Origin of the sequence: Ilyobacter sp. (assembly GCF_041583315.1) — a bacterium.
Taxonomy (GTDB): domain Bacteria; phylum Fusobacteriota; class Fusobacteriia; order Fusobacteriales; family Fusobacteriaceae; genus Ilyobacter.
The window spans coordinates 1-6,202 of the sequence record NZ_JBFHGC010000112.1 but is presented as its reverse complement, the minus strand read 5'-3'; the positions used below and the strand labels follow the sequence as shown (position 1 = coordinate 6,202).

The window sequence follows — 6,202 nt, the reverse complement described above, 5'->3', positions numbered from 1 at the left end:
GACTCCAGAAATAAAAAAAGAAGCTGTGGAAAATCTGAGAAACCAGTAGGAGGATTTTTTATGAAAAAACTATTAATAATATATCTGATTTTTCCGGTTTTTATTTTTGCAATTACCTCAGAAGAGATATTGGAAAAGGTGGATTACAATATGACTCCCAGTTCCATAGAATATGACGGGGAGATGATTATTCACAAAAAAAATAAGAAGTTTATCAAGAAAATGAAGATACAGGCTGTGGGGAAAGACCTGGCTTTCATGGAATTTGTATCTCCTCCTAGAGACAAGGGTACGAAGTATTTGAGGAACGGGGAAAACCTTTGGATATTTCTTCCTAAAGCAGACAGGACAGTGAAAATATCAGGGCATATGCTGAGGCAAAATATGATGGGAAGTGATATATCCTATGAAGATCAGACTGACAGAAGCCATCTGACAGACCTCTATACCTCAGAGATATTGGAGGAAACAGATAAGTCCTTTATACTGGAACTCACTGCGAGAGAGGGTGAGGACACAGCCTATTACAGGAGAGTTATAGAGGTTGACAGGGATAATTATGTCTTGATAACCTCCAAAATGTATGCAGTATCCGGGAAACTCCTTAAGGAGTTCTATGTAGACGATGCCATGTGGATAGGTGACCGGTATTATATAACAAAGTTCAGAATGGAAGACAAAATAAAAGAGGATTCCTATACTGAGATTATTTTAAATAATATAGTAATCGATCCGGATATTCCAGAGTCTGTTTTCACCCTGAAAAATTTGGAAAGAAGAAACTGAGAACAAAAGAAGGTTCAGAATTTCTGAACCTTTTTATATTTTGTTGTTGATCGTCGCTTTCAGATAACAACTTTTAGGAGAGGAAAAAACATCGTCTGTCTTTCCTTCTTCGATTATTACCCCTTTGTTTATAACTATAACTCTGTCTGAGATTATATTTATGAGAGGAAGATTATGTGATATTACAGCACAGGTAACTCCTGATTTCTGAAGTTCCAATATTATATTCAGTATTTCTCGTTGGCTCACAAGATCCAGGTTTGTAGTGGCTTCATCAAAGATTATAACCTCTGGGGAAAGAGCCAGAGCCCTTGCTATGGCCACCTTTTGCCTTTCACCTCCAGAGAGTTCTCCAGGATATCGTTCAAGATAGTCTTCTTTTAGGCCCACTTTGTTCAATAATTTTTTTAAAAATTCCTTGGAACTGTTATTTTGAGTGAGTCCGTGAATAAAGGCTCCCTCAAGGATTATATTTTTCAATTTCATTTTGGGGTTCAGTGAGGAGTAGGGGTCCTGAAATATGAGCTGAACCTCTTTTGAAAAGTCCTTTCTCTCTTTGGGAGTCATGGATTTTATCTCCTTTCCCCTATACATTATCTCTCCTGTGTATCTGTCATTTAAAAGGGTCATGGAGTTGGCCAGAGTTGACTTTCCGCCACCACTTTCTCCCAGTATACCCAGGATTTCTCCTTTTTCCAGGTGGAGGTTTATCTGGTCAAGGGCCTTAAATGAACCTCTGTTAAACTCCACAGTGAGATTTTTAATATCAAACAGCTTACTCACAATCTTGCCTCCTCAACCATTTTGGATCATACTGCCAGCACCTGATGGTTCTGTTTTCTAGTTTTATTTCATACCCGACTTTTTCCAGGCATATCTTCATGGCATCAAAACAATTTGGAGCAAAGGGGCACCCGTCAGATTCTATATCTGTTTTGTTATATACAGGGATTTTTATTTCTTTTCTCTTGCAGGAGGTTGTTAGCTCTGAAGATACCAGGAGTTTTGTATAGGGGTGCAAAGGGTCGTTTAAGATATTGACCCCTTCTTCTATGATTATTCCGTTCTTGATAATTGCTATCCTGTCTGCAAGAGCCCTTGCAAGATTCATATTGTGGGTTATGAGCAGCACTCCGGTTTCTTTTCTTTTCTGCTTTACAGAATTGATGATCGTCCTAAAATTTACGATGTCGATGGCTGTGGTTATCTCATCTAAAATTAAGATCTCAGGGTCGCAGATGGAACCCATGGCAAAGGCGGCTCTTTGCTTCATCCCTCCAGAAAGTTCATGGGGAAATGAAGAATAAGTTCTTTTTTTATCTAAATTAAGTTTTCCAAGGGCTGTATAGACCTTTTCAAAGACGGAACTCTTTTTCTCTCCTGTATGCAGGTATAGGGGCTCCCCTATCTGACCTCCTGTACGGATGGTTGGATTGAAAGCATTCATGGAGTTTTGAAATACCATTGCAATTTCTTTCCCTCTTATTTTTGAATATTCTTTGTCGCCTAAAATGTCGATTCTTCTGTTTTTAAAGAATATTTCTCCCTTCGAAATATTATGGAATCCCATTATAGTCCGAGCAAGGGTACTTTTTCCGCTTCCTGATTCACCTACCAGAGCTACAACTTCACCTCTGTAAATATCCATACTGAGATTTTTTACCACTTCTTTTTCTCCCAGCCTCACAGAAAGGTTTTTAATTTTCAGCAGTTTATCCATAGTATCCCCTCCAGTGGAGTCTGTTTCCGTTGACCATTTTTTTAATGCGCTCTCCCATGTGTGTTATTACAAAAATGACAGTCACCAGTACAATGCCCGGGAAAACTATCTGATAAGGATAGAAAAAGAGATTTTCCTGAGATCCTGAAATCATCATTCCCCATGTTATATTTGGATATCCCAGACCAAGTCCTAAAATCTGTAAAAAAGCTTCTGCAAAGATGTACTTTGGGATATTCATGATCACAGAGGCTGATAATATACCTATTATATTTGGAAATATATGATTTTTTACCACTGAAAAGGGGGAGGCCCCCATGAGTTTTGAGGCCTTCACATAATTTTCCTCTTTCAGATGAAGAACCTCTCCCCTTATTACCCTCCCTGTGGAAAACCACCCTGTGAAGGTGATGGCCACAATAATCCCGAAAAGATTTCTTCCGAGGGAAATAGGGATAAGAGTTACCAGCACAAGATAGGGTATAGAGGAAAAAACATCTAAAATTCTCATCATAAAAAACTCGGTTTTTCCGCCGATATATCCAGCTACAGCTCCGTATCCGCCCCCTATAAAGAGTTCTATCAGACCTCCTATTATTGCTATGGTCATTGATATTTTAGTTCCCTTTATAGTTCTGAAAAAGATATCTCTTCCGAGATCATCAGTTCCAAAGAGATGTTCTGAAGATGGGAACATATTCATATCCCATTTAGTCTCAGAAAGGTGATCTGGTAGTATAACTGATAAAAAAATAATTAAAACAATAAAGATGAACTCTGCCAGGAGTACAGGGTCACAATTGCTATTTTTATCTTTAAAGCAGTTTTCAGCAAAGGCGTGGCTGTTTAATCTATCAAATTTATCCATTTTTCCTCCTTAATCTTGGGTCTGCTACCAGAAAAAGGAGCTCAGCAACATAGACAGAGATAATATAACTTATTGTAAAGATTAAAGTTGCTCCTAAAATCATGCTATAGTCCCTGTTGTTTACAGAGTCAATATACACAGTCCCAAAACCAGGAACAGAGAAAATACTTTCTATGACATAAAAACCAATAAAAATTCCAGCAATTTGAGGAAGAACAAGTGCTATCATCGGGAAAAGTGCATTTTTTAAAACATGTTTTTTTAAGAGATTATACCTGGTATTTCCCTTGGCCCTTGCTTGAAGGACATAATCTTTTCGCAGCTCTTCCAAAATACCTTCCCTGAAATATTTTGCATATATCCCGGCAGTGGAAACAGTCACACATACTACAGGAAGTAGGGTGTTTTCACCATCGAGAGTCAGGGTTGAAAGAGTGGTCAGCTTTACAACGAAGATATAGTAAAGAAGTGTTGCGACTATGAAACTTGGGACAGAAACCATCAATAGAGATATAATTACCATTATATTTCTGATTAATCTGTTGTTGACAGTAATACTGCATATGCCTATTCCTCCTCCGATAAATAAACCTAATAAAATTCCCTTTATCCCAATATAAAAAGATGTGCTGCCATACCTTTTTATTTCATCAATTACTTTTCTTCCTGGATAAATCATGGATTCCCCAAGGTCTCCATGGAAAAAGATAGCTTTTGTGAAATTTATATATCTGTCAAAAACTGGCTCATTGAGATTGTAATGCTCAAGATAATTATCTTTAGACTGAGTTTCGATGCTTTTTCCCAGATAAGATAAAGGTGTACCTGGAAGTGAATCTAACATAAAAAATGTCATGGTAAGCACTGTGAAGAGGCTTATTATCATATTTACGGTTTTTCCTATAATGAATTTTTTCATAGTTCCTCCAATATAAAAGTGGCAGTATTATGCAATACCACCACTATTTTAAGCTATTCATTATTTTTTTTCAACAAATACATTTTTATAGTCAGTACTTCCGAATGCTGATATGACTAGACCTTTCAGATTTTTTTTGTGAAAGATCCTTCTTTTTAGATACACTGTAGGAGCTATTACTCCGTTTTCAATCAATATTTCCTCTGCTTCTTTGAAGTATTCATATCTTTTTTCATTGTCTAATGTAAGTGTAGCTTTTCTGATAAGTTCATTATATTTTATATTTTCCCATCCGGTAACAATTGTACCTTGGTCACTTACAAAGGGTTCTAGAAAACTTGAAGGGTCATTATAATCTCCGAACCATCCCATGCCTGCAAAATCATAGTTTAAATCGGAAACTTTCCCTTCGAAAATAGACCACTGAACAAATTCAGACCTCACATTAATTCCCAGGGTTTCTTTGTACATCTGTGCCAGGTATTCAGAATATTTTCTGGCCCATGTAGTAGTGCTTGGATTTAGAAAAGTTACGACGATATCCTCAGGAGACTTATTTATACCCAGTTCTTTCAAGCCCTCTATAAGGAGAGTTCTCGCTTCTTCTCTGTTTTCTTTTATGAAATTCCCTCTTTTTTTCCTGTATTCATTATCCCCTATACTCACCTTAGGAGGCACCCATCCATAGGCAGCCTCGAAAATACCCCTGTATATAACTTCGGCCATCTCCTTACGTTTTACCCCCATTGAGAAAGCTTTTCTTATTTTTTCATTTTTAAACAGATCAGATTTTTGATTGAAAAATAAAAAATTAGTAGCGGCACTGTATCCTGATACTTCTTTGAATCTTCCGCTTTTTATAAATTTATCTGCCCACTCTTTTTTAGTGGCTTCCACCATGTCAGCCTGTCCTTTAAAGAGCATTGCCATTCTGACATTTTCATCTTTGATGATGTGTACGTTTACACTGGATAGATTTACGGAATTTTTGTCCCAGTAGTTTTTATTTTTTGACAGAACAATCTTTTTCTCGTGACTCAACTCTGTGACCTTGTATGGGCCGTTGTAGATCATCTTCTCGGAACTGCTTCCGTAAGAAGAACCGTATTTTTCAACTATATCTTTTCTCTGGGGAGACATAAGAGTCAGACTTGTTAACTGTATGAAATAAGGTGTTGGATTTTCTAGCTCGATAACAAGAGTTCTGCTGTCTAGAGCTTTTACTCCCACTCTGTTTTGAGCCACCTTTCCCCCGTTATATTTTTCTGCATTCTTTATGGGGTATAGTAGATATGCCATAGGAGAAGCAGTTTTTGGGTCAAGACTTCTTTTTATACCATACTCAAAATCTTCTGCTGTGACTTGTCTTCCGTCTTCCCATTGATACTCCCTCAGAAAGAAGGTCCATTTTTTACCATTTTCCTCTACCTTCCATGAAACTGCTCCGGCTTTTTCGGGGACTTCTTCTCCTTTGGAATTTATTGAAATCCTGGTGAGTCCCTCTATGGTGTTTTTAATGAGTTCTATAGAATAGTTATCTGCTGCCTTTGAAGGATCAAGAGTTTTTGGTTCATAATTGAAAAAAATATTGATCTTATCTTTGACTGGATTTTTTGCTGCCCAGGTCAATTGATCGGTTGAAAAAAATAATAAAGATATTAAAAATATTATGGTTGTATAAGCTCTTTTCATAATTTTGAACATTTCTCCTTCACAGCTAAATTTTTTTTATATCTACTATAATATTCTATTTTTTAAATTTTTACAAATAAAATAAAAAAATATTATTTTTATAGGTGGCATAAACCATTATATACAAAAGGTTTAAAAAGTAGCGAAATTGAAATATGTTCTCTAATGAAAAGTGATTGAGGAAACTTGACACATAGAAGAAAATATGATAAAAATG

The 6,202-nt window shown here is 36.6% G+C and carries 6 protein-coding genes; 1 reads left to right on the top strand and 5 read right to left on the bottom strand.

The genetic code is table 11. The features are described 5' to 3' along the window. Nucleotides 1-60 precede the first annotated feature (60 nt). Nucleotides 61-786: an outer membrane lipoprotein-sorting protein gene (locus tag ABZA26_RS05420; RefSeq protein ID WP_372713500.1), complete on the top strand. Its 726-nt coding sequence runs from the start codon at nucleotides 61-63 to the stop codon at nucleotides 784-786. Nucleotides 787-819: 33 nt separating this feature from the next. On the opposite strand, the gene ABZA26_RS05415 is transcribed toward ABZA26_RS05420, so the two are convergent. The 5 genes from ABZA26_RS05415 to ABZA26_RS05395 are packed head-to-tail and all read right to left on the bottom strand — an operon-like array spanning nucleotide 820 to nucleotide 5,985. Beyond that, on the bottom strand, nucleotides 820-1,569 hold the full coding sequence (locus ABZA26_RS05415) for an ABC transporter ATP-binding protein (protein ID WP_372713499.1): 750 nt from the start codon (nucleotides 1,567-1,569) through the stop codon (nucleotides 820-822). Beyond that, complete coding sequence (locus tag ABZA26_RS05410) at nucleotides 1,562-2,506, bottom strand: ABC transporter ATP-binding protein (protein WP_372713498.1); 945 nt, start codon at nucleotides 2,504-2,506, stop codon at nucleotides 1,562-1,564. The genes ABZA26_RS05415 and ABZA26_RS05410 overlap by 8 nt, the downstream gene beginning before the upstream one ends. Next, entirely contained in the window at nucleotides 2,499-3,374 is an 876-nt protein-coding gene (locus tag ABZA26_RS05405) for an ABC transporter permease (RefSeq protein WP_372713497.1), read from the bottom strand. The genes ABZA26_RS05410 and ABZA26_RS05405 overlap by 8 nt, the downstream gene beginning before the upstream one ends. Then, entirely contained in the window at nucleotides 3,367-4,293 is a 927-nt protein-coding gene (locus ABZA26_RS05400; RefSeq protein ID WP_372713496.1) for an ABC transporter permease, read from the bottom strand. Before ABZA26_RS05400 ends, ABZA26_RS05405 begins: the two co-directional genes overlap by 8 nt. 60 nt (nucleotides 4,294-4,353) lie before the next feature. Further along, nucleotides 4,354-5,985 (bottom strand): peptide ABC transporter substrate-binding protein, encoded by a 1,632-nt coding sequence (locus ABZA26_RS05395; RefSeq protein WP_372713495.1) that lies wholly within the window; start codon nucleotides 5,983-5,985, stop codon nucleotides 4,354-4,356. Between the last annotated feature and the right edge of the window lie 217 nt (nucleotides 5,986-6,202).